This is a genomic window from Alteromonas sp. HB246098 (genome assembly GCF_054890645.1).
In genome coordinates this window covers 146,256-167,924 of record NZ_JBTZUG010000001.1, presented here as the reverse complement: position 1 = coordinate 167,924, position 21,669 = coordinate 146,256, and the positions used below count along the sequence as shown (strand labels likewise).

At 43.3% G+C, this 21,669-nt stretch carries 19 protein-coding genes and 1 tRNA gene; 12 read left to right on the top strand and 8 right to left on the bottom strand.

Annotated elements, in window-relative coordinates; translation table 11 throughout:
- Window positions 1-22 precede the first annotated feature (22 nt).
- Window positions 23-658 (bottom strand): SRPBCC family protein, encoded by a 636-nt coding sequence (locus ACYTPF_RS00725; protein WP_461850849.1) that lies wholly within the window; start codon window positions 656-658, stop codon window positions 23-25.
- 291 nt (window positions 659-949) lie between these two features.
- Here ACYTPF_RS00725 and ACYTPF_RS00720 point away from each other — a divergent pair, with 291 nt between their 5' ends.
- Complete coding sequence (locus ACYTPF_RS00720) at window positions 950-3,346, top strand: Lon protease family protein (RefSeq protein ID WP_461850848.1); 2,397 nt, start codon at window positions 950-952, stop codon at window positions 3,344-3,346.
- Between the two features lie 93 nt (window positions 3,347-3,439).
- On the opposite strand, the gene ACYTPF_RS00715 is transcribed toward ACYTPF_RS00720, so the two are convergent.
- On the bottom strand, window positions 3,440-4,216 hold the full coding sequence (locus ACYTPF_RS00715) for a 3-hydroxyacyl-CoA dehydrogenase (protein ID WP_461850847.1): 777 nt from the start codon (window positions 4,214-4,216) through the stop codon (window positions 3,440-3,442).
- Between the two features lie 114 nt (window positions 4,217-4,330).
- A complete protein-coding gene (gene yhbY, locus ACYTPF_RS00710) occupies window positions 4,331-4,624 on the bottom strand; it encodes a ribosome assembly RNA-binding protein YhbY (RefSeq protein ID WP_014949363.1) in 294 nt (97 codons plus the stop codon).
- A 95-nt stretch (window positions 4,625-4,719) separates the two neighbouring features.
- Between yhbY and rlmE the strand changes: the two genes are divergently transcribed.
- The 9 genes from rlmE (at window position 4,720) to ACYTPF_RS00665 (ending at window position 14,039) form a co-directional block, all read left to right on the top strand.
- Window positions 4,720-5,349 (top strand): 23S rRNA (uridine(2552)-2'-O)-methyltransferase RlmE, encoded by a 630-nt coding sequence (gene rlmE / locus ACYTPF_RS00705; RefSeq protein ID WP_014949364.1) that lies wholly within the window; start codon window positions 4,720-4,722, stop codon window positions 5,347-5,349.
- A 101-nt stretch (window positions 5,350-5,450) separates the two neighbouring features.
- Entirely contained in the window at window positions 5,451-7,397 is a 1,947-nt protein-coding gene (gene ftsH, locus ACYTPF_RS00700) for an ATP-dependent zinc metalloprotease FtsH (RefSeq protein ID WP_179983328.1), read from the top strand.
- Window positions 7,398-7,545: 148 nt separating this feature from the next.
- On the top strand, window positions 7,546-8,370 hold the full coding sequence (gene folP, locus ACYTPF_RS00695; protein WP_461850846.1) for a dihydropteroate synthase: 825 nt from the start codon (window positions 7,546-7,548) through the stop codon (window positions 8,368-8,370).
- 9 nt (window positions 8,371-8,379) lie between these two features.
- On the top strand, window positions 8,380-9,723 hold the full coding sequence (gene glmM / locus ACYTPF_RS00690; RefSeq protein ID WP_461850845.1) for a phosphoglucosamine mutase: 1,344 nt from the start codon (window positions 8,380-8,382) through the stop codon (window positions 9,721-9,723).
- A gap of 96 nt (window positions 9,724-9,819) precedes the next feature.
- Window positions 9,820-10,563, top strand: coding sequence for a triose-phosphate isomerase (tpiA, locus tag ACYTPF_RS00685; RefSeq protein ID WP_461850844.1), 744 nt, complete (start codon window positions 9,820-9,822; stop codon window positions 10,561-10,563).
- 10 nt (window positions 10,564-10,573) lie between these two features.
- Window positions 10,574-11,011, top strand: a complete 438-nt coding sequence (secG, locus tag ACYTPF_RS00680; protein WP_461850843.1) for a preprotein translocase subunit SecG — start codon at window positions 10,574-10,576, stop codon at window positions 11,009-11,011.
- 16 nt (window positions 11,012-11,027) lie between these two features.
- Window positions 11,028-11,113: transfer RNA gene (locus tag ACYTPF_RS00675), tRNA-Leu, on the top strand.
- A gap of 230 nt (window positions 11,114-11,343) precedes the next feature.
- Window positions 11,344-13,638 (top strand): bifunctional diguanylate cyclase/phosphodiesterase, encoded by a 2,295-nt coding sequence (locus ACYTPF_RS00670; RefSeq protein WP_461850842.1) that lies wholly within the window; start codon window positions 11,344-11,346, stop codon window positions 13,636-13,638.
- A 242-nt stretch (window positions 13,639-13,880) separates the two neighbouring features.
- Window positions 13,881-14,039, top strand: coding sequence for a YqaE/Pmp3 family membrane protein (locus ACYTPF_RS00665; RefSeq protein WP_015067141.1), 159 nt, complete (start codon window positions 13,881-13,883; stop codon window positions 14,037-14,039).
- A gap of 149 nt (window positions 14,040-14,188) precedes the next feature.
- On the opposite strand, the gene ACYTPF_RS00660 is transcribed toward ACYTPF_RS00665, so the two are convergent.
- From ACYTPF_RS00660 to ACYTPF_RS00650, 3 genes are all read right to left on the bottom strand, one after another.
- The gene (locus ACYTPF_RS00660) at window positions 14,189-14,644 is read right to left on the bottom strand and encodes a hemerythrin domain-containing protein (protein WP_269916539.1); all 456 of its coding nucleotides are present in this window, start codon (window positions 14,642-14,644) and stop codon (window positions 14,189-14,191) included.
- A gap of 230 nt (window positions 14,645-14,874) precedes the next feature.
- Window positions 14,875-16,227 carry an NADP-specific glutamate dehydrogenase gene (gdhA, locus tag ACYTPF_RS00655; RefSeq protein ID WP_461850841.1) on the bottom strand — a complete coding sequence of 451 codons (1,353 nt, stop codon included), beginning with the start codon at window positions 16,225-16,227 and terminating at the stop codon, window positions 14,875-14,877.
- A 7-nt stretch (window positions 16,228-16,234) separates the two neighbouring features.
- On the bottom strand, window positions 16,235-17,863 hold the full coding sequence (locus ACYTPF_RS00650; protein ID WP_461850840.1) for a diacylglycerol kinase family protein: 1,629 nt from the start codon (window positions 17,861-17,863) through the stop codon (window positions 16,235-16,237).
- A gap of 150 nt (window positions 17,864-18,013) precedes the next feature.
- On the opposite strand from ACYTPF_RS00650, the gene ACYTPF_RS00645 reads away from it, so the two are divergent.
- Both ACYTPF_RS00645 and ACYTPF_RS00640 read left to right on the top strand, forming a co-directional pair.
- Window positions 18,014-18,544: a DUF2878 domain-containing protein gene (locus tag ACYTPF_RS00645; RefSeq protein WP_179983337.1), complete on the top strand. Its 531-nt coding sequence runs from the start codon at window positions 18,014-18,016 to the stop codon at window positions 18,542-18,544.
- A 19-nt stretch (window positions 18,545-18,563) separates the two neighbouring features.
- Window positions 18,564-19,268 carry an SDR family NAD(P)-dependent oxidoreductase gene (locus ACYTPF_RS00640; protein WP_179983338.1) on the top strand — a complete coding sequence of 235 codons (705 nt, stop codon included), beginning with the start codon at window positions 18,564-18,566 and terminating at the stop codon, window positions 19,266-19,268.
- 143 nt (window positions 19,269-19,411) lie between these two features.
- Here ACYTPF_RS00640 and ACYTPF_RS00635 read toward each other — a convergent pair whose 3' ends face one another.
- Window positions 19,412-20,242 carry an HAD family hydrolase gene (locus ACYTPF_RS00635; protein WP_179983339.1) on the bottom strand — a complete coding sequence of 277 codons (831 nt, stop codon included), beginning with the start codon at window positions 20,240-20,242 and terminating at the stop codon, window positions 19,412-19,414.
- A 193-nt stretch (window positions 20,243-20,435) separates the two neighbouring features.
- Complete coding sequence (locus ACYTPF_RS00630; protein WP_179983340.1) at window positions 20,436-21,026, bottom strand: hypothetical protein; 591 nt, start codon at window positions 21,024-21,026, stop codon at window positions 20,436-20,438.
- Window positions 21,027-21,669 lie beyond the last annotated feature (643 nt).

Below are 21,669 nucleotides of genomic sequence, written 5' to 3'. Positions count from 1 at the left end.
GATCTATTTCTGGTCATTTCTATTATCGTTTAGCGCTGTCTTTTTCAACTTCGTTAAATTGTTTATCGCTAAAGGCGGTTAATGCATTTAGCTGCTGCGCCTGAACTTTATCGACAACTTTAACCAAATTGGCAGCGTCCTCGTCAGATGCTCGTTGTCCATTGAAGTGAATATTGCCAGAGGCGTGATAGGTAAGGGTAACCTTTGTTTTAGGTGAAGGTTCGCGCTTTATATCATCGTTCGATAAGGCGTTTTCTTCTACGGTGCTGAATTCCCAAGTGAGCGCACCTGATACGCCCATTTCTTGAAGAGGTCCTAATCCGCCGGTCATCACTACCTTTTTATTAGGCTCAACATAGCTTATTTGCATGTGTGCCGCGCTTGCTGTTTGTGTAACTTCGCAAAAACAACCGCCGGCTTGTTTATCAATACTTAGCGTGCCCTTCCACCAAGTGTGATCTTTCGGCCACCACTTATCTACGTTTTGAATAAAGTGAGAATACACGGCTTCGATAGGGGCCGCACTTTCACTTTCGTTAGTTATAGAAAAACCAGAGTTATCTGCATAGTTTACGTCAGCGTGACTAGGTGAAGTGAATGTTAGGCTCAGTAGACCTGAAAGGAGCAGGGCTTGGCTTGCTTTCGTTATTATTGTCATCGTTTTAACCTTGCTTTTTATTATTCATGCTGGCTGCTTGGCGCGTAAAATTTTACTATTTATTACGTCATTGCGTTTACTGCTCATTAAAAGCTACACCTTGCTCCCCGAAGTATCAATATGAATAGAGGAGTTAAAGCCTGAGCAATATGCCTCAACGTGCCCATAAAGACACTGAGCTGGTTGTTTGTTGTGCAATTAACAACGTAAAGCTGCCTTATTAGAGTTAACCGTTTGACAGTGCTGTTAATTAGGGTTTCACTTAAGTAAAGAAACGAAAATAGAACAGGCATGTCTGTAGACACTAATATATATGCGTTAAATGTAGACGCGCTATCACCTACCATAAATCGCCGAGCGGTAAACAGTGCCTTAAAAGACGATGAAGCGCTAAACGCGACTTTTATTGGGCAAGAGCGTGCACGGGAAGCGCTCACTTTTGGATTAGGTATTAACACCAAAGGTTACAACCTTTACGTAATGGGTGAGCCTGCCACAGGGCGTTTCACTTTAGTAAAAGACTACATTGAACGCCAAGTCGCACAGCTTCGTGCACCCGACGATTGGTGTTATATCAACAACTTTGACGACGAACGCCAGCCAGTAGCGCTAAAATTCCCGCCAGGTGGCGGTAAGGCGTTTCAAAAAGATATGGCTGCACTTATCGATGATGTATTAGATTCACTGCCTATTGCATTTGATAACCCTGGTTATCAGCGCCGCCGTGCATCTATTTCCAGAGAGTTTGAACAAAAGTACGATGCAGCTATTGATGCTGTAGAGCGTTACGCACAAGCTAACGACGTTGCGCTTTATGAAGAGGGTGGCTCAATTACGTTTTCACCTATCATTAATGGCAAGCCAATAAGAGATACTGATTTTGCATCGCTTACAGACGAGCAGCGAGAAGGCTTTTACACGCTCATAGATGATTTAGAAAATAGACTGAGTGAAAGTCTGTTGAGTTTACCTACGTGGAAGCGCGAAAATTCAGAAAGGCTGCGTGAGCTTGATAAAAAGACCGCAGAGCATGTGATTAAGCCCCTTATCAAAGTGTTTGAGCACAAATACGCCTCTGAGCTTGGGGTTATGAAGTATCTAAAACAGCTTAAAACCGCTTTGGTTAACGCTATCTTAGTTATTCATAATGAAGAGCAAAAAGAGGAAAAGAGTGACGATTTCGATAAGAAGATATTTTTAGAAGAGCAGTTTCTTCCTAATGTATTGGTATCAAATAAATTAGACGATGCGGCACCTGTTATTTACGAGCCGAACCCTACCTACCAAAACCTGTTCGGTAAAATTGAATATACCAACATTCATGGTAGCGTATTTACCAATTACAGAATGATACAGTCAGGAGCACTGCACCGCGCAAATGGCGGCTACCTTTTACTGGATGTCGACCAACTAATCGAGCAGCCTTTTGTGTGGGATACCCTGAAACTTGCCATTAAGTCCCAGCGTTTGCGCATGGATTTACCGCAGCAAGACGTGGGTATGGTGAATAACATCACACTAAACCCACAGCCTATCGACTTAAATGTGAAAATCGTTTTGCTAGGCTCCCGCGATTTGTACTACACCCTGCAAGATTATGATGATGAGTTTGACGAGCTATTCAGAGTGTTAGTGGATTTTGATTTAGAAATCCCCGTTACTCGACAGGCGCTTTTCGACTTTGTGGGCAAGGTGCGAGCGCATCTTAATACATTAGGGCTTGAAGGTATAACGGCTAACGCCATGTGCAGGTTGGTTGAGTATTCGCTTAGAATGGCCGAACACAAAGAAAAGCTCTCAGCGCATTTTGCTGAAGTTATCGAGCTAGTTAATGAAGCTTACTATTTCTGCAAGAAGTCGAATGCCGACACGCTAGAGCTCGATCATTTAAAAACAGCATTAAGTGCCAAAAAACGTCGCACAGGCCGTGTTAGTCAAACGCTTTTAAACGATATTAAAGAAGGTCACGTGCTTATTGCTACTGAGGGCAAAGCGGTAGGAAAAGTAAACGGATTAACCGTATTGGATATTGGTGACACCGCATTTGGTACGCCTGCACGCATCACATCTACTGTGTTTGCTGGGGCAAGTGGCGTAGTTGATATCGAGCGTGAAGTAGAGCTTGGACAGCCCATACACTCTAAAGGGGTTATGTTACTTAACGGCTATTTAGGTAATAAATACGCTCAGCATTTCCCGTTAACGTTATCTGCCAACATCGCATTAGAGCAGTCATACGGTCATATAGACGGCGACAGCGCATCCCTTGGAGAACTGGTTGCGCTTATATCTGCTCTTACTGAAATCCCGTGCCTACAAACCTTGGCTATTACAGGTTCAATAAACCAATACGGTGAAGTGCAAGCGGTGGGCGGTGTGAACGAAAAGATAGAAGGCTTTTTCGACTTGTGTCAGCACCGCGGCCTAACCGGTACGCAGGGCGTTATTATCCCTAAATCGAATGCAATAAATTTGGTATTAGATGCCACCGTTATCGATGCCGTGAAAAAAGGGCTGTTTCATATTTACACCGTTGAAACCGTTGATGACGCGCTAACTATTCTAATGGAACAGGAAGCAGGCAAAATTAGCAGTAAAGGGCGTTACCCTAAAAATTCTATTAACTACCATGCTGTGAATCGTTTATACAATATCGCCCTTATTGTGAACGGTGGAGATGGCGAATAGCTTTAAGCGAGAGTAGTGAGCACAAGTCACGACTCAAAAAAAACCGCCTTCATTCGGGCGGTTTTTTGACTAAAGTGTTAGCGTAGTTATTTACTACTTTGGTGGCATGCGCAGCCCGCCGTCTAAGCGGATTGTCTCACCATTCAAGTAACTGTTGTTTGCCATATGAATAACCAGTTTTGCAAACTCTTCAGGTAGGCCAAGGCGCTTTGGAAACTGAACGTTAGCAGAAAGGGCGTCTTGCACCTTTTCTGGCATAGCAAGCAGCATTGGCGTGCCCATTACACCCGGCGCTATCGTATTAACGCGGATGCCTAGCGGCGCTAAATCTCGTGCCATTGGTAGAGTTAGACCAATAATGCCGCCTTTACTTGCGGCATAGGCAGTTTGGCCTATTTGACCCTCATAGCCAGCAACTGAAGCAGTATTTACAATAAGACCACGCTCGCCTTCTGCGTTAATTGGCGATTGCTTTGCCATCGTTGCAGCTACTAAGCGAGAAACATTAAAGCTTCCTACTAAGTTGATATCGATAGTTTTCTGAAAATCGCCAAGCGGGGCAGAGTTGCCTTCTTTATCAAGTAAACGTTTTGCAGGGGCGATACCTGCGCAGTTAACCACTAAAGAAATGGCCCCAAATCTTTCGGTTGTCGCATCTATAGCCGCTTGAACAGAAGCCTCATCACGAACATCGGTTTTGGTGAAAAGCGTGTTGTCCTTACCTAATTCTTCAACGCGTTGCGCGCCAAGTTCGTCATTTAGATCGAAAAGGCTGACGTTAGCACCCGCATCGCGTAGCGCGATAGCAGTTGCGTGACCAAGTCCTGAACAACCGCCAGTGACAACGGCGGTAAGATTATTTAGCGTCATAGTTTTCCCTTAAACCCTGTTTGTTCACTATTATTAACGTGATGTTAACGGGAAGTAAGAAGAAAAACTATGGTGCCGAAAGGGAACGGCACCTTTTATTCAGTTACTTTGCAGCTATTTTGGCAACTGAATTTTACAGTCTTCGCTTTGACGGTAGATAATTAGCGTGTGACCAATTACCTGAAGCTTAACTGAGTTGGTTTCACGTACAATGGCATCCATGATAAGCGCTTTTTCTTCGCGATCATCGGTTGGCACCTTAACTTTAATTAATTCATGGTGACTAAGTGCGTTGTCAATCTCCGCAACTACACCTTCTGTCAGGCCGTTCCCACCTAGCTGCACAACAGGTTTTAACGGGTGTGCAAGACCTTTTAGGAATTGTTTCTGTTTATTTGAAAGTTTCATCTAGTAATATTTCTTACAATTAATCTGTTAGTTTATGCTTGAAATAACGTATTCTAACGCCATCTTCTCTACAATCCTAATGACATTGTACTGGAATGACAAAAAAGAAACACTCCGCCAGCAGTAAACGCTGGTTACAAGAACACGTCAACGACCATTATGTGCAGAAAGCAAATAAGGAAGGTTGGCGCTCGCGAGCTATTTATAAACTGGAAGAAATCCAGAAAAAAGATAAGCTTATAAAGCCAGGAATGACACTTGTAGACCTTGGTGCTGCACCAGGAGGCTGGTCACAGTTAGCTGCACAGCTTGTTGGCGACAATGGTCAAGTTATCGCGTGCGATATTTTGCCAATGGACCCGATAGTCGGCGTAGACTTTTTACAAGGTGATTTCAGAGAGGACGCGGTTCTCGATGCACTATTGAACAGAATTGGTGGGAACACCGTAGATATTGTGTTGTCTGATATGGCACCGAACCTTGCAGGTAACGCTTCGGTTGATCAATCTCGCTCTATGTACCTTTGCGAATTAGCGCTAGATATGTGTCACCAAGTTTTAAAGCCTGGAGGTTCTTTTGTTATTAAGGTGTTCCAAGGTGAAGGTTTTGTTGAGTTCATGAACGCGCTTAAACAATCTTTCACAACCATAAAGACGCGTAAGCCTGACTCGTCCAGATCACGTTCTCGTGAGGTGTATTTGGTGGCTTGTGGGTATAAAGTGTAGTACGCTTTGGGTTAAGCGGTTTTCGTTGCGAGTTGTGCCGTTTATTCAATAAACAACTTGTTGAATATACAAGCAATTCGGGTTTATAGAGGTTAGTAGCATTGAGCGATATGGCAAAAAATTTAATCTTATGGTTAGTCATCGCCGTTGTTTTAATGTCGGTTTTTCAGAGCTTTTCACCGAGTGAATCGTCTCGTTCGCAAACTGACTACACAACGTTTTTGAGAGAAGCAGAACAGGGAAATATTCGTGAAGTTCGCATCAACAATAGTGGCGAAATTCGCGGTACAAAGCGTTCAGGCGAAACTTTCCAAACATTCGTACCTTACTTTGATGACAAGTTGGTATCTGACTTAGTCAAAAACGATGTAAGAGTTTACGGTGAACCACCGGAAGAGCAGTCTCTTCTAACGTCAATTTTCATTTCATGGTTCCCCATGTTATTGCTTATCGGTGTATGGATATTCTTCATGCGTCAAATGCAAGGTGGTGGCGGCCGTGGCGCTATGTCTTTCGGTAAAAGCAAAGCTCGCTTACTTGGTGAAGACCAAATTAAGACGACATTTGCTGACGTAGCAGGCTGTGATGAAGCTAAAGAAGACGTATCTGAGTTAGTTGACTTCCTTCGCGACCCGTCTAAGTTCCAGAAGCTTGGCGGTAAAATTCCGAAGGGCGTACTTATGGTAGGTCCTCCTGGTACGGGTAAAACTTTGCTTGCGAAAGCTATCGCGGGTGAAGCAAAAGTACCTTTCTTTACTATCTCGGGTTCTGATTTTGTTGAGATGTTCGTGGGTGTTGGTGCATCGCGTGTTCGTGATATGTTCGAACAAGCTAAGAAAGCAGCGCCTTGCATTATCTTCATTGACGAAATTGATGCGGTAGGCCGTCAACGTGGTGCAGGTTTAGGTGGTGGTCACGACGAGCGTGAACAAACACTTAACCAAATGCTTGTTGAAATGGACGGCTTTGAAGGTCATGAAGGTATCATCGTTATTGCGGCAACTAACCGCCCTGACGTACTAGACCCTGCGCTTCTTCGTCCTGGTCGTTTTGACCGTCAAGTAGTGGTTGGTCTTCCTGATATCCGCGGCCGTGAACAAATTCTTAAGGTTCACATTCGCAAAGTGCCAGTGGCTGATAACGTAGAACCGTCAGTTATTGCTCGCGGTACACCAGGTTTCTCAGGTGCTGACCTTGCTAACCTAGTAAACGAAGCTGCATTGTTCGCTGCTCGCGGCAACAAGCGCCTTGTTTCAATGGAAGAGTTTGAAAAAGCGAAAGACAAAATCATGATGGGCTCTGAGCGTAAGTCTATGGTGATGTCTGAGCCTGAAAAAGAAATGACAGCGTATCACGAAGCAGGTCACGCCATTGTTGGTCGCTTAGTGCCAGAGCACGATCCGGTTTATAAAGTATCGATCATTCCTCGCGGTCGCGCGTTGGGTGTGACCATGTACTTGCCAGAGCAAGACCGTGTAAGTCATTCTAAACAACACTTAGAAAGCATGATTTCTAGCTTGTTTGGTGGGCGTATTGCTGAAGCCATCATTTACGGCGACGACAAAGTAACAACGGGTGCGTCTAACGACATCGAGCGCGCAACTGAAATTGCTCGTAAGATGGTGACTCAGTGGGGCTTGTCGAGCAAAATGGGTCCAATGCTCTATGCTGAAGACGAAGGTGAAGTGTTCCTAGGTAAGTCTATGTCTAAGGCAACGAATATGTCTGACGACACAGCACGTGCTATTGATGCCGAAATCAAGTCATTGATCGACAGCAACTACGAACGCGCTCAAAAAATCCTTGAAGACAACATTGATATCTTACACTCAATGAAAGACGCACTGATGAAGTACGAAACTATTGATGCTAAGCAGATTGATGACCTGATGAACCGCACTGACGTTCGTCCTCCTGCAGACTGGGATGACAGCAAGCCGTCTGGTGGCGATAAGCCAAGCGGTGGTGCACCAGTTCGCGAAGGTGAAATTAAAAACGATGGTGTTGATAAACCATCTGTAGGCAAGCCGGGCGATATCCCAAGCTAAGCCGCTACACTAATTAAAAAACGCCAGTTCAGCTGGCGTTTTTTGTTAGAGCAGTTTGATTTTAATCTAATGCTTATCGCTATCTCTGTGGGTTAAAATCAGTTTGCTCTATAGCTTCATCTTTAAAGAACAATAATGCGAGTAATTCATGCAGTTTGGAAAGCACTTCGTCGATCTATCACAGTCTCATGTGATGGGCATATTAAATGTAACCCCTGACTCTTTCTCTGACGGTGGCAAGCACGCCAATGTGACACAAGCAGTTGAACATGCGCATTGCATGCTTGATGATGGCGCAACCTTCATTGACATTGGTGGTGAATCTACACGACCTGGCGCCCCTGATGTATCTTTGCAAGAAGAACTAGACCGCACAATACCTGTTATTGAAGCAGTCGCAAAAAATAGCGATGCTGTGATATCTATTGATACCAGTAAAGCAGAAGTAATGCGTGAAGCAGTCAACGCGGGTGCAGGGTTAATTAATGATGTACGTGCTTTACAAGAACCCGGCGCGCTAGAAGCCGCCGCGATCGCTGCCGTACCCGTATGCTTAATGCATATGAAGGGGCAACCGCGAACTATGCAAAATAACCCCGAATATAGCAATGTAATTGAGGAAGTAAGTCAGTTTTTAATAGCTCGCACAAAAGTGTGTGAGCAAGCTGGCATTGCGAAAGAGTCGATATTGTTCGACCCAGGTTACGGATTTGGTAAAACGCTAGAGCATAACTATGCCCTGGTTAAACATCTGCCTGATATTATGTCGTTGGGCTTTCCCGTCTTAGTTGGAATGTCACGCAAATCAATGATAGGCAATTTGCTTAATAGAAAAGTAGATGAGCGCTTGGCTGGAAGCGTAAGCCTCGCTACAATTGTCGCCCAAATGGGCGCACAGATTATTCGCGTTCACGACGTTAAAGAAACAGCGGACGCTGTCAATATCGTGAAAATGCTGAATACGATTAAATAAGGAATAATAATGACTCAGCGCAAATATTTTGGCACCGATGGTATACGTGGAAAAGTGGGTGAGAGCAATATCAACCCAGAGTTTGTGACCAAATTAGGATGGGCAGCGGGTAAAGTTCTAGCTGGCCGCGGCACAAATAAAGTACTTATCGGTAAAGACACACGTATATCTGGCTATATGCTAGAGTCCTCGCTAGAAGCTGGTCTATCAGCTGCAGGCATTAATATCGGCTTGCTAGGACCTATGCCCACACCGGCTATTGCGTATCTAACGAAAACATTCCGTTCTGAAGCGGGTATCGTAATCAGTGCCTCCCATAACCCTTTTTACGATAACGGCATCAAATTCTTCTCTGCTCAAGGCTTTAAGCTAGATGACGATATTGAGCTAGCTATTGAAGACATGTTAGAGCGCCCAATGACATGCGTAGCGTCTGACAAGTTAGGTAAAGCCACTCGAATTAATGACGCAGCAGGCCGCTACATTGAATTTTGTAAGGGTACATTCCCTTCTGAGCTATCGTTAACGGGCCTCAAAATAGTAGTGGATTGCGCGCATGGCGCTACATATCACATAGCGCCAAACGTTCTTCGTGAACTAGGCGCAACAGTAGTTGAACTAGGAACAGCGCCTGATGGCCTAAACATCAACGACGGCGTTGGCGCAACTTCAATGAATGCGATTGTAGAAAAGGTTAAAGAGACAGGCGCTGACCTTGGCTTTGCGTTAGATGGCGACGGCGATCGCATTATGATGGTAGACCACCTAGGAAACGTTTTAGACGGAGACCAGATTGTTTACATTATTGCCCGTGATGCGCTTAAAAATGGCAAGATGCAGGGCGGTGTAGTGGGCACTTTGATGAGTAACCTTGGTCTTGAAAACGCGCTTTCGAAGCTGGGTGTTCCATTTGTAAGAAGTAACGTAGGCGACAGATACGTGATGGAATTGCTGCAGCAGAAAGGCTGGTCTATTGGTGGTGAAAATTCAGGTCATGTTCTCAATCTAAATATGAGCTCTACGGGTGATGGTATTGTTGCCGGGCTTCAAGTGCTTGCTGCAATGTTGCGTTCTCATATGGATCTACACGACTTAGCGAGCGGTTTTGACATGTACCCGCAAACATTGGTTAACGTGCGTTACGCAAACCAAGAAGTGGATTACCTGTCACATCAAGATGTACAAAACGCTAAGAAAGAAGCGGAATCTGCATTAGGTAAGACGGGCAGGGTGTTACTGCGTAAAAGTGGTACTGAACCACTAATTCGAGTGATGGTAGAGTCGAACGACGATGCACAATCTCATAAATGGGCTGAGCATATTGCAGAAACTGTTCGTAATCTCGCCAATTAGTTGGCGTAGCAGGAAATTTTGCTTTTTGTGCTTGTATCTTTTCAATTAAATAGTTAATATCACGCCCGCTTTAAAGACAGGGCTAAGGTCTGCGTTGTGAGTGAAAATGTAAGAAAGCCATTCGTGGCTGGCAATTGGAAAATGAATGGAAATTTGGCATTAGTTGCTGAATTTAATCAGAAACTTGCTGATGTAAAAGCTGAATCGGAAATAGTGATTTGTGCTCCTTCTCTACTTTTACACGCATTTGAAACTCGTTCATTTGCTATCGGTACTCAAAACGTAAGTCATTTAGAAAATGGCGCACATACTGGTGAGTTATCAGTCCAAATGCTTAAAGAAGCAGGTTGTGAATACGCAATCGTTGGGCACTCTGAAAGACGCGAAGACCAAGGTGAGTCAAGCGAACTTGTAGCGCTGAAAGCTAAGCAGTGTGTCGCATCTGGCATAGTTCCTATCATTTGTGTGGGTGAACCCCTTGAAGTGAGAGAGGCTGACAACGTAGAGTCGTTTGTCGGTGAACAGCTAAACGCTCTTGTTAATGCAATGTCTGTTGATGAACTAAGCAAAACAGTTATAGCTTACGAGCCAATTTGGGCAATAGGTACAGGTAAAACTGCCAGCCCAGAACAAGCACAAGACGTTCACGAATTTATTCGTGGCTACTTTAATAAAGTAGACACAGAGCTGGCACAGGGCCTACGTATTTTATACGGCGGAAGTGTTAAGCCAGATAATGCCAACACCTTATTTGCGCAAAAAGACGTAGATGGCGGTTTGATTGGCGGGGCCAGTTTAAAGGCTGAAGATTTTATTTCAATTTGCCAAGCGGCAAACTGACGAGGTATTTATGATTTACGAAGTGCTATTAGTAGCATACCTAATTGTTGCACTTTTACTTATTGGATTTGTTTTAATTCAACAGGGTAAAGGCGCAGATATGGGCGCTTCATTTGGCTCAGGTGGTTCAAACACAGTATTTGGTTCGTCTGGTTCGGGCAACTTTATGACGCGTACCACTGGCATATTGGCAGGTTTGTTTTTCTTCATTAGCCTTACTTTAGGTGCGTTGACCGCCAACCGCGAAAGTGCTGAAGATGAATGGAACAACTTAGAAGTTCCAGCGGCTGTTGAAGAGCCGGTGCAGCTTCCGGCTGACCAGGATGTACCGGTTATTGATGATGCGGCGCAAAGCGACGTGCCAGCCGGTGAAGCAGACGCATCTGATGTGCCTGTAGCTGATGGTACTGATGTTCCTGTAGCTGATGGCTCTGAAGGTTCAAACTAAGCATATAAAAAGTTTCGCGGAAGTGGTGGAATTGGTAGACACGCCATCTTGAGGGGGTGGTGAGCATAGCTCGTGCGGGTTCAAGTCCCGCTTTCCGCACCAAATAGTAATAAAAGCCAGCGCTAAGCTGGCTTTTTGCTTTTCCTCGCTTTTTTCTTTAGTAGCCTAGCTTTAGCAAATATCGGTTAAGAGCGAAACATTTGTAACAAAGCGTTAAAATCTAAAATTTACAGGATGTTATACCTGTCCCTATTATTGTTATTCAGCTATTCTTAACGTCGATACCTATTTCGACTGCTTCAAAATTACAACAATCTTCACGGGGCATTATAGTGCAAAAGACACTAAGCCAGACTTTATTCCAAACCTTATTAATAGGGATTGTAATAGCATCACTTCTGATTATTGGCGCTGTTTGGCGCTCTGCAAACACACTTGTTGTTCAAAATATTGATCACGATATTCTATTAGCCGAAAAAGTTTTCGATAAAGTAGTCGCCGACAGGCAAGCCGTTATCAAAAGTGTATCGAAAGTCCTGGCGCGTTCCTTTGATTTCAGGCGCGCCGTTGGGACCGAGAATATTCCCTCTATTGAAGCTGCATTTACGAGTTATGCAGACCGCCTTAATACCAAAATCATTGCGTTAGTGAGCCTTGATCACAAGGTTGTTGCAACCCACACAGACTTATTCAAGGTTGGTCAGGACGTAGAGAGTAGTTTATCGCTTGTTGCAAAAGGTCGAGACAGCGGCTTCTTTGTTGTAAACGATAATTTAGTTGAGCTGAATCTTATTCGGGTAGAGATCCCGACACTCAGATACTACATGTTAATTGGTGTTGAATTTGACGATGATTTACTTGAACAGCTAAAGCAACTTGTTGATGCCGAAATTATCATTTCTAAGGCAGATTCCAACGAGATCATCAAGGCAACATTAGATAACGATGAAGCACAACGAATAATTGCATCACAACAAGATCCGTCTTGGGTGGATGTAACCTTTAAAGACGAATTAACTTACTTGGCGCGGCAGGTAAGTATAGGCTCTGAGCAAAATTTACCGGTTGCTATTACATTAGCTGTCGATACAACGTCTTATTTTAACGCGTTTACGCGTATTCAATTAACTATACTGGCATTCTGTCTACTAGCTGTTTTAGTAGCGCTCGGACTTTCCCTGTTTCTGGCTAGAAATGTGAGCGACTCTGTCTCTAAACTAGTTAAAGCCGTAAATAAAGTAGCATCGGGTAGTTATGGTTCAACCCTAGAATCACCGTCGAAACTAAAAGAAATTACAGAGCTTGCAGTTGCCGTAGACAGTATGCAAGAGAGTATTAAAAGTCGTGAAAAGCACATTCGCTACCAGGCTGAACACGATGTATTAACCGGCCTTTTTAATCGTAACTATGTTGAAGGCTATTTTGAGTCTGAACTTAAAGAGGGGCGAGCGGTTCAGGTTGTAGCTATTACCGTTATTGGGTTTAGAACCATAAATGACTTATATGGCTACTCGAATGGTGATAACACGCTTAAAGCACTTGCAATGCGCTTGCAGCGCTGGCCTGGCACGTCTGCACGGCTTGCTGGCGGCGAAATACTGTATATATCACACGAATCGTTAAACGACGATCAGCTAGAAACGCTTAAACATATTTTGGAACAGCCGGTTGAAAGTAACTTAATTGCCATCCCTGTTAAAGTTGCTATGGCAGTAATCGAGTGTCCTCAAGACGCCTCTTCTTCTGAAGAGCTATTTAGAAAGATGAATATAGTGACCGATGAGGCTATTCATAGTGATAGCTGGTGTGTACGGTATCGGACCGATTTAGAAGATAGGTATAATCGCAGGCTTGCTATAACAACGGAATTGAAGCGTTCGCTTGTGAGCCAGCAAGACGAACTGTCTATGGTTTACCAGCCCAAGGTTGATTTGCAAACGATGAAAGTTTGCAGCATGGAGGCGTTGATCCGCTGGAACAATAGCGCGCTTGGTTTTGTGCCGCCAGATGAATTCATCACTATTGCCGAGCAAGCAGGGTTGATAGAGCAAGTAACAACTTGGGTGATGCAGCAAACCATTACTGACTTATCTTACTTTAGGTCGAAGGGTTATCGGTTTACCGTTGCCATGAACCTGTCGACGCAAGACATTCAAAACAAAGTGCTACTCAGCAAGCTTGTGGCTCTGCTTACGAAAGAGGGGCTATCACCAGAATCGTTAGAGCTTGAAATAACCGAAAGTGATTTAGTTGCTGATGCATCACTTGCGATTGAAAACCTTAACGAATTAACTGCTAGAGGCTTTCACTTCGCGATTGACGATTTTGGTACTGGCTATTCGTCACTGGCCTATTTAAAGAACTTACCTGTTAAAACGATTAAAATAGACAAAAGCTTTATTCTTTCTCTGGCTAGCGATGAGAACGATCAACAAATTGTTCATACTGTGCTTAGTTTGGCGAATGTCTTTAATTTGAAAGTGGTTGCTGAGGGTGTAGAAGATTTAGCTTCCCTTGAAATTTTGAAGGAATGGGGCTGCGATATTGCGCAAGGTTATTACATTAGCCGCCCGCTAAATCGTTCAGATCTTGATGATTGGCTTCAAAATACGCCTTTCGGTGAATAGCTTTTTTATAAGGAAAAGTTTATTTTTTTAAGTATACGCAATGCAGTTTGCTCGGTATTTATATACACCAAGGTAACGTATGTACGTTCCAGTTACTCGGCATTGTTCATGCGACTTGGCATTGTTAATGCAAAAAATAACAACGAGACGTGTAAAAACGCTCTATAGGCCTAATTATATCGCTACGTGTGAGTATTTTGCCTACTGAGTTGTGAAATTACTTCAAAAACAAGGAATTTATTATGGACATCATTCGTATACTTTTATCAATTTTACTTCCACCGCTAGGCGTATTTTTACAAGTTGGCTTGGGTGCGCATTTTTGGATTAACATCCTACTGACCATCCTTGGTTATTTTCCCGGTGTTATCCACGCAATTTATATCATTGCCAAGAAGTAGGTGATGTCACTCGCTTTACTGCGCGAGTAACAATGTAATAAGTGTTGTAAAGCAGTAACGAAACAAACAAAAGCCAGCGTTTTAAGCTGGCTTTTTCATGTAACATTAACAAAAAAGAGAAGCGCCTAATGGCGCTTCAGTTATTTTAACTAAGCTGTCAGTTTTTCTTCATCGAGCTCTTGTTTCATTTCTTTTTTATATTCATCGGCTAGCTGAGTTTTCTGACGTTCATTTAGAACACTGCCCGCAACCTGAAAAAACTCCTGCTCTTCGTCGGCAAGGTGATGCTCTACTTTTTCTTGTAGATTCTTTAAATGACGTAGCCAGGCCGGTGAACTCATGTCAGTTTCGTCTAGTTTTTCAAGTAGCTCGTCAATTTCATGGTGTTCCGCGATACCGTGACGCGTTAAATCTACCGTCGAATCTTTCTCTAACAGGTGCGTATAAAAATGGCGCTCCTCTGCAATAGCATGACTTTCAAGCTGTGTTTTTAACTCTTCAAAGTATTCGCGACGTGCCGCAGTATTACCGCTGGTCTCAGCTAGGATCTTAAGCAGTAAACGTTGCTTTTCGTGATCTTGACGAAGTGCTTCAAAAATTTTCATGGGAAGTTCCTTTTGCAAATTTAAAAGTGAATGACACTTCTAGTAATGCGATTTTTATTCCATGAATCTTATGTATATAACTTTATGAATTTATTTATTTTATTAGTCTTGCTGATAAAAAGAAGGCCAGTTTTGTTAAAGGAAGAGAGCAAAATTTACACTGAGGTTGCCGATAAATTCACAGAGGCTTTACCCGTAAACTTATCGACAACTTTATTAAGAGGATGAGGTTATACGCCTTGCGCAACCATGGCATCAGCAAGTCGCCTGAACGCTGCAATGTTAGCGCCCTTCATGTAATTTACGTATTTGGAATCACCACTGTTTGCCTTTCCTTCATCTAGACAGCGTTGATGTATACTCTCCATAATAGAATAAAGTTGGTCATCTAGCGTACTAGCATCCCGTTGATTAAACATAGCGTTTTGGCTCATTTCTAAACCAGACAAAGCAACACCGCCCGCGTTTGATGCTTTGCCCGGAACATAAACGATTTTAGCGTCTAAAAAACGTGATTGTGCTTCGTTCGTACACGGCATATTCGCTCCTTCTAAAACCATTTGGCAACCATTATCCAGTAATGCTTTCGCGTCATCTTCAAGTAGCTCATTTTGAGTTGCACAAGGCAGGGCAACATCACACTTTAAATGCCATGGCTTTTTATCAGGTACCCACTTACCCATGCTTTCGTCAGCCATATCTGCAAGAATATTATTACGGTTAGCGTGATTCTCTATTGCCCATTTAAGTGCAGTATCAGTTAACCCATCTTCGTTATGTAAAAGCCCTCGGCTATTAGAAAGAGAAATGACCTTTCCGCCTTTTTCTACTGCTTTAAGCGCGCCATGGAGTGCTACATTGCCCGCGCCAGAGACTGCTATGGTCTGGCCTTCTATTTTTGAACCTTGGTGCTGGCAGACGGCTTCTAAAAAGTAGATTAAGCCAAAGCCTGTCGCTTCTGTGCGTACATAACTGCCGCCAAATTCAAGCCCTTTACCTGTTAATACACCTTCAAACTTATTGTTTAACCTGCGGTATTCGCCATAGAGATAACCTATTTCACGGCCCCCAACATTAATATCACCGGCTGGAACGTCCGTATTGGCGCCTATGTGGCGCTGTAGTTCACGCATAAATGCCTGGCAAAACAACATGATGTCTCGGTTTGAGCGACCTTTAGGGTTAAAGTCTGAACCGCCTTTACCGCCACCCATTGGAAGGCCGGTAAGTGCATTTTTGAAACATTGCTCGAATGCTAAAAACTTCAGCACCGATAAGTTAACGGTAGGGTGAAAACGCAGCCCGCCTTTATAAGGGCCCATTGCCGAATTGTGCTGCACACGCCACCCTTGATTAACTTCAATGTTTCCCTCGCTATTCATCCAAGAGACTGTGAAGTAAATAACTCGCTCTGGCATGCTGATACGTCTGACTATATCGAATGCTTTGTATTGTTCATTTGCATTGTATACAGGAACAATGTCTTCAAGTACTTCGTGTACCGCTTGAAGGTACTCTGTTTCATTAGAAAACTTGTCATTAAGGAAGCTAAAAATTTCTTCAAAATTACTTTTCTGAGCCATGTAACAATTAATCCTTATCTTCAAAGTTGGCAAGCACGGTGAGGCTTCTAGGGACGGTTTTTATAATAATTTTATCGCCTTCATAGATTTCACCATCAACTGCATAGGCAGTAGGCTTATCGAATGACAATGTTATTTGTGATGCGCGTTCATGGCGTATGGAGTCTGATTGCTTTTTAGATTCGGCTGGGCTTAAAACGAGTTCCGCTAGCGATGCAAACTGCCTGTCAGAGCTTGGCTGCGGTAATAACCAAGTGAGATCTAGCTTTCCGTCCGTTATATCCGGCTGCTCTGCGCCTTGTGCCAATGCTGTTGTCATAGGTGCAGCGTTGGCGATCACAAAGCTTGGCGTTTCCAATGTCTCTGCGGGTTTGTTATCTTTTGCTACTTCAAATGTCATATTTTCATTATTAGAAATAGCATTCCACAGCCCTTTTAAATAGGCGAACTGACCTCCCACGTTTTTTTCTTCTCTGTCAGCGGCCGAAATCATTTGTTCTTCAAAACCGACGGCTGCTACTAACAACATGACTTTATCGTTACAAGTTGCGGTATCAATCTTTAACGTGTCACCCTTTATAATGATGTCGCAGGCAGTGCTTATAGGCATAACTTTACTGATATACCCGTGCAGCACTTGGCTAAGCGCGTTAGCCGTTCCAAAAGGGATAATACCCATGGTGATGTCAGTATTAATTAGCGCTGACGCAACTTCGGTTAATGTACCGTCTCCGCCACAGGCAATGACAATATCCGCTTTTTCATCTTTGGCCTGTTGCGCTAATGCTTTTCCGTCTACTTCCGGTGTGGTTTCTTTTACCGTCACTTTAAACTTTTCATTAAGCCTAGAAAGTACTTCGCCTCGATACTGTTTCCACTTACCGCCGCCCGCTACTGGGTTAACAATTAACGTTAGTTCTTTTCGTAAAGATAAGAGCCCGCCATCTCTCACTTTTTGTAACGACGCTAATTGGCGTTTATTGAGCCTTGCTGTTTGGCGTATTTGATTAATCTGACGTAAGGCATCATCTACACTCAAACTAGGATTCTTTGCCAGAAGATAAGCCGCCACTACTAGCACCGAACGGCCTCGGCCAAGTGCGCAGTGAACAACCACATTTTTGTTATCAGATATCTGCTGATTGAGCCAGTTGATTGCAAGGACAAGTTGCTCAGCGGTGGGGCTTGTATGGTCTAAGACAGGAACGTTTAGGTACTTATAATCTTCCTGATACGCTGTCCAATCTAGACCGTCAAACTCTGCTGTAACATCAAGGATGGCATCGACATTATTTTCGTTAAGTAGGTCTACGTGTTGACTAGACATGCGGCATGCGAGAAAAAGATGGGGTTCGATTTTTTGCAGCGGAGGAACCTTGTCTGTTCTGCGTGCATATTCGTTATACAGCCCTGAGCCCAAAAGAAATGGAACAAAGATCCAACGAATATAGAAGGGGATTGAGCCATCTTCGCGTTTACGAAATAAACTTGGGTAGTTAAGCAAATAGGCACTGCTTACTGCAATAAGCGAAAAGGCTACCCATCCGAATGCAATTTTAAGCAATAGCACGGGTACAGTTACCGTTAGCACTAACGCCAACAATGCTCCGAGAATGTAGTACTTCACCATTTTCACGACTAACACATCCTTTGTAATTGGAAAAAGCAAATAGCTTAAGCGTTTATACTTACACTTATTTGATTTCGTTTACTTTTGAGATTTTTGATTTGAACTATCACAAGGCGGAAAGCGTATATTTTTGTATAGAACATATGAGCGTTCACAATGAATAAAACGGTAGTACTCAAGGTTGTCAATTTCGCGTGGTTTCAATCGATATGGTGGTTAGTAATCCTGTTTCAAAATAGCGCTGTACTTCCCGTACTGGGGCTACTTTTGATTTGGATTGTATTTTCCCCAAAACGAATCGAAGACATAAAGCTTATGAGTGCCGTTTTTCTGCTTGGTACTCTAGTTGACGCCTTACTGACGTTAAGTGGTCTATTTATTTTTAATCAGACAGAAGTGTTAGTGAGCTTTTGGCCAATTCCCATATGGCTTAGCCTTCTATGGGCCGCATTTGCGGGGACTGTCTACCACAGTTTAACCGCTTTTAATGGTCGAATGATTATCGCTGCAATTGCGGGGGCTGTCTTTGCGCCTCTTAGTTATATCGCAGGCGCTAAGTTTGGTGCCGTAGAGCTAGGTGCCAGCATGGTGCTCTCTTATATTTTCATCGCTTTGGTGTGGAGCGTAATTTTCCCGCTGTGTTTTTATTTATCCAATCGTTTTGAGGCAAAACAAGCCCAAGCGTAAATGCAAGGAGTGTATTGGCATGACGAAAAACGTATTAGTAACTGGTGGCAATAGAGGTATCGGCCTGGAAATAGTGAAGGGAATGCTGTCTAAAGGCTACAAAGTATTGATGGGATGTCGAGATGAAGAGTCAGGTCTTGAAGCCAAAAAGGAAATAGTAGGTGGGGATATACATGTTATTGAACTGCCTCTTGATAATGAAACAGCCATTGTAGACGCGTTTGTGCGTGCTGAAGCCGTGTATGGCCCCATCGATATTCTGATAAATAACGCGGGGATATTAGACGACACCGATTGGAAAGAAGTAAATTCTGAAAGTTTGGCGAAATCTATGCAGGTTAATGTAAGTGCGCCCCTAACGCTTATGCAGCAAACCTTACCGCAAATGATTGAACGAGGATTTGGTCGCATTATTAACGTAAGTTCCAGTTACGGTAGCTTTGCCGAAGGTTTAAAAGGGCCTTTATGCTACGCAGTAACGAAAGCCGCTATTAATGCCCTTACCGTAAAAATGGCTGCAGAGGTCGATAAAGCTGCTGATGGCAAAAAGATTGATGTCACGGTAAACAGCATGACCCCTGGCTGGGTACATACCCGAATGGGCGGCAGCGACGCGCCCAAGACACCGGAAGAAGGTGCAGATACCGCGATTTGGCTTGCAACTCAGGAAGAGGGCGGCCCTCACGGTCAATTCTTAAAAGACAGAGAGCCTATCGAATGGTAGCCCATGAACACGTGAACATAGTCTGGGCCACCATCAATACAATTCGACAATGGGCCCTTATTAAGCTGGGCCAATATAAAGTCTGGCTACATACAGGTGGGCTACGTTTTCACCTTATTCTGTAGCCTAAGCGCCAATAACGGCTAAAGTGAGAATCGCTCTCTTAAAAAGCGAGCGATTCCATCTTCATCGTGATGCCCAATAACAGAAGTGGCGGCATCTTTGATATAAGGTTTTGCGTTTGATGGCGCATAAGCTTCGTCAGCAAGTTTAAACATACTCAAGTCGTTGTCACTATCACCAAAAACAATAACATTGCTTGCATCTAATTGACCGCGTAATAACTCTACTGCGCTGCCTTTGTTGGCAAGATTGTGGTGAACGTCCATCCAACGATATTCATCGCCTTCAATGGCAGGGCCGGAATAGGCAATCAACTCGTCATGCATGTTTAGTTGTTTGTACATATCATAAACCAGCGCTGCATCGCCAATCATACTGATATTCGTAATGTGAGCATCCGCCGGTAAGGTTTCGATGGAGTCAAGCCGCGCTTTCGTTCGCGAAAAGTATTTGTCGATTAAATCGAATTCCACTTGATGTTTTGGCGCTGAATGATAAATCACGTGCTCGTGGTTAGGGCTATCCATATTAACCGTGTTAATGAAAGGCGTAATATTGTTTTTAACCGCATGTTCAATAATAAGGTTAACTTCACTAGGGGCGAGCAGGTTTTCCAGGGTTAAGGCATTTCCGCTTGGATCCCATATGGCTACGCCATTATTATAGATATGAGGTAGTACAAAAGATTGACCCTGCAGTACGAATTGTGCTGAGTGCATGGTGCGCCCTGTGGCTACCGTAAAGGCAATATCCTTTTCACTTAGTAAGCCCAATGTTTCTCTTGTGAAAGAAGAAATTTCTGAAGACTTATTTAACAAAGTCCCATCTAAATCAAAAAATATCAAATCCATACAATCGGTGCCTAGTCTTTCTTTCAAATTGCTACAAACCAAACGTTAAAGGGCAATATACGCGAAATTCGGTATATTGCCCTGTGGTATCTTTTGAGAAGCGAGTTTTAAGTAGCAAGCTCAATCAACAGTTTAACAATTTAACACTTTAACACATTCTGACGTTTAGCATGTTTTCATGTCATTAATTTCACTACCGAATAGATTCAACTACATTATCGCTATGCTGCTTCAACACCTGCGACACTTTTGATGATGATTGAGACTTTCTAAGATTGATGACTAACGCCACTTTGCCATAGCGAACTGCATGCCTTACTGTCTGTATTACTTCATTTCTGTCCGGACGCAAACCGATTAGCCCAGCTACGAATAGCCCAATGAAGAGGCCAGGGCTTATTAATGCAATATAAGTAAACAACGGGTTTTGCTGCGTAAGTGCAGGCCCAAATTGAGTTAATAGAAAAGCGGCAATTAATCCGGCTACAAGTCCGAGTGAACCAAGAAGAAGGTGAGAAGACCACATACTCTTTCCAATTGATTCGCTATTTCGCTCTAGCTTTTCACTTAACTTAGCATCACCTGCTTCAATAATCTCTATCTGTGATGATTCTACTGATGTTTTGTTTTGCACTATCTCAAGTACCTCACGAACTTTCTGCTTTGAACTAAATACGGCAGCTACTTGTAGTTCGTCGTTAGAGACGACATTAGCCCTTAAGTTTTCGTGCTCGCTACTTTTAGCGCTTTCTGAATCAACCTTGTTCGAATTTTGAATACTCATATTTAAATCCTCGACTTCTTTCTTGGACTCTCTAATTAAATCCACTTAATTAGTTCAAGAGTTACTCGCCGGTTATAGGTCTCACATAAACCTCGCAAGCAACTGTTTGCAGATGTCTCTTTTAAATGTCTGCAGCTAATTACTAGTTATAACTAACTATTCAATTTGTATTCCGCTGGAGTATGAGTAGAGCTAATACTTTAGTTTAAATTGTAGGGCGGTATGCTCTAACTGACTGTAAAGTAGTGATATTTCCTGTTCGTTACATATGGTTTAGTTAATAAAAGAGCGGGATGTCGATGACAAATATTGAAAATGAGGATGCCTCTATCAGCGTTAAGGGTGAAGATAAGAGTTGATACTGCGATTATTTTACACGGGATGTGAAAAATTGTTACAGCGTAGGTGAAAAGCCCCTGTTGGTAGATAAAGCTCTGGGTAGATAAATAAACTCGGCAAAAGGTTTAAAGGCAAGTGATCAATTACCTTATTTCAGCTGTAAATTCTTTTTATAGATAAGCGCTGTAGTTCGAGGGGAACTGACCTTTGCCCCAAAAATAACGCAACGGCATGTCAGTATTGAAGCAAAGCCGCCCTTAACGCGTGCTCTTACAGCTATTCAGTTATTATTGTTTTGGGGCAA

What these genes read in the sequence shown, in the direction of transcription:
- ACYTPF_RS00640 (WP_179983338.1), top strand. Translation starts at nt 18,564, where the DNA reads ATGACGAAAAACGTATTAGTAACTGGTGGCAATAGAGGTATCGGCCTG.
- ACYTPF_RS00630 (WP_179983340.1), bottom strand. Translation starts at nt 21,026, where the DNA reads ATGAGTATTCAAAATTCGAACAAGGTTGATTCAGAAAGCGCTAAAAGT.
- ACYTPF_RS00645 (WP_179983337.1), top strand. Translation starts at nt 18,014, where the DNA reads ATGAATAAAACGGTAGTACTCAAGGTTGTCAATTTCGCGTGGTTTCAA.
- glmM (WP_461850845.1), top strand. Translation starts at nt 8,380, where the DNA reads ATGACTCAGCGCAAATATTTTGGCACCGATGGTATACGTGGAAAAGTG.
- folP (WP_461850846.1), top strand. Translation starts at nt 7,546, where the DNA reads ATGCAGTTTGGAAAGCACTTCGTCGATCTATCACAGTCTCATGTGATG.
- ACYTPF_RS00635 (WP_179983339.1), bottom strand. Translation starts at nt 20,242, where the DNA reads ATGGATTTGATATTTTTTGATTTAGATGGGACTTTGTTAAATAAGTCT.
- gdhA (WP_461850841.1), bottom strand. Translation starts at nt 16,227, where the DNA reads ATGGCTCAGAAAAGTAATTTTGAAGAAATTTTTAGCTTCCTTAATGAC.
- ACYTPF_RS00720 (WP_461850848.1), top strand. Translation starts at nt 950, where the DNA reads ATGTCTGTAGACACTAATATATATGCGTTAAATGTAGACGCGCTATCA.
- ACYTPF_RS00725 (WP_461850849.1), bottom strand. Translation starts at nt 658, where the DNA reads ATGACAATAATAACGAAAGCAAGCCAAGCCCTGCTCCTTTCAGGTCTA.
- yhbY (WP_014949363.1), bottom strand. Translation starts at nt 4,624, where the DNA reads ATGAAACTTTCAAATAAACAGAAACAATTCCTAAAAGGTCTTGCACAC.
- rlmE (WP_014949364.1), top strand. Translation starts at nt 4,720, where the DNA reads ATGACAAAAAAGAAACACTCCGCCAGCAGTAAACGCTGGTTACAAGAA.
- ACYTPF_RS00660 (WP_269916539.1), bottom strand. Translation starts at nt 14,644, where the DNA reads ATGAAAATTTTTGAAGCACTTCGTCAAGATCACGAAAAGCAACGTTTA.
- ACYTPF_RS00715 (WP_461850847.1), bottom strand. Translation starts at nt 4,216, where the DNA reads ATGACGCTAAATAATCTTACCGCCGTTGTCACTGGCGGTTGTTCAGGA.
- ACYTPF_RS00665 (WP_015067141.1), top strand. Translation starts at nt 13,881, where the DNA reads ATGGACATCATTCGTATACTTTTATCAATTTTACTTCCACCGCTAGGC.
- secG (WP_461850843.1), top strand. Translation starts at nt 10,574, where the DNA reads ATGATTTACGAAGTGCTATTAGTAGCATACCTAATTGTTGCACTTTTA.